The organism is Paenibacillus agaridevorans (genome assembly GCF_003112455.1).
Taxonomy (GTDB): Bacteria; Bacillota; Bacilli; order Paenibacillales; family Paenibacillaceae; genus Pristimantibacillus; species Pristimantibacillus agaridevorans.
The window spans coordinates 22,781-24,008 of the sequence record NZ_BDQX01000394.1 but is presented as its reverse complement, the minus strand read 5'-3'; the positions used below and the strand labels follow the sequence as shown (position 1 = coordinate 24,008).

Sequence of the window (1,228 nt, the reverse complement as noted above, 5' to 3'; positions counted from 1 at the left end):
CCGCCTGCCGCGGGCGAAGAAACGCCGGCGGCAACCGACGAGCCGACGGAGGCGGAAGATTCGGACAACGATCGGTCGCTATTGTACATCATTCTTGCCGTTGCCGGCCTGGCGGTCGTAGTCATCGCGGTCATCGCCGTGCGCCGCAATTCGGCGAAGAAATAAACGGCCCGTACGCCGACGGTTGCCGCTGGCGACACGATGTTTGCGCGCAAGCGGCAGCCGCAATAATGAAGCAAGGTGTGATACGTGATGAAGCGCACGAAGTTGCAGAAGGCAGTCATCGGCTTGTTTTTCGTATTGTTCGTATTGTACGCGCTCAGTCTGATCTTTCCGTTTCTATGGACGCTATACAATTCGTTCAAAACGAATCGGGAGTTTTTTGCCGAAGGCGGCGTATGGTCGCTGCCCCAGCAATGGATGGTCAGCAACTATGCGAAGGTATGGAATGAATACAATATGGTCACCTATTTCTGGAACAGCATCAAACTGACCGTCATCGGCACGGCCATCTCGGTCCTTTCCGCCGCCATGGCTTCCTACATCGTCGCCAAATACGATTTCAAGCTCAAACGCGTGATCTATATAACGGCGATTTCCGTCATGCTGATTCCGGCGATCGGTTCCATCTCGGCTTTGTACAAATTCATGAACGAAACGGGTCTGTACAATACCCATTTTGGCATTATTCTGCTTTATTCCAGCGGGCTTGGCCTTAATTTTATCGTATTGTACGGCTTTTTCCTCGGCGTATCCTGGAGTTATGCGGAGGCGGCGTTCGTCGATGGGGCAAGCGATTGGCAGGTGTTCGCGAAGATCATGATTCCGCAAGCGATGCCGGCCCTTGGCGCCGTCTCGATTATTACGGGCATCGGCTTGTGGAACGATTATTTCACGCCGTGGATGTTCCTGGCGGATAAGGATAAGTTCACGCTGGCGCTAGGACTGCGCCAAATCGTATTGGAACAGGCGTATGCGGCGGATTGGCCCAAAATGTTCGCGGCGATGATCGTGGCGACCGTGCCCATCCTGATCGTATACAGCCTGTTCCAGAAAACCTTGATCGAAAACACGGTCGCAGGCGGACTGAAAGGGTGAACGGCGGCGAAAGGGCATGTCGTCTTGCACATGCGAACGAGGCATTGCGTGCGCATATGAACCATGCCCGAAAGGGGGGAATTGCAACATGGTTCGACCGTTAGGCGGGCTGATCATGGCCGCGCTGCTG

1 protein-coding gene is annotated in these 1,228 nt (G+C 54.5%); it reads left to right on the top strand.

The window, feature by feature from the left end; all coding sequences use genetic code 11:
- Positions 1-252: 252 nt before the first annotated feature.
- Positions 253-1,098, top strand: coding sequence for a carbohydrate ABC transporter permease (locus PAT3040_RS30315; RefSeq protein ID WP_108995614.1), 846 nt, complete (start codon positions 253-255; stop codon positions 1,096-1,098).
- The last annotated feature ends 130 nt before the right edge of the window (positions 1,099-1,228 follow it).

Bases quoted from the DNA above. Each gene is read 5' to 3' on its own strand.
- PAT3040_RS30315 (WP_108995614.1), top strand. From the start codon at position 253: ATGAAGCGCACGAAGTTGCAGAAGGCAGTCATCGGCTTGTTTTTCGTA.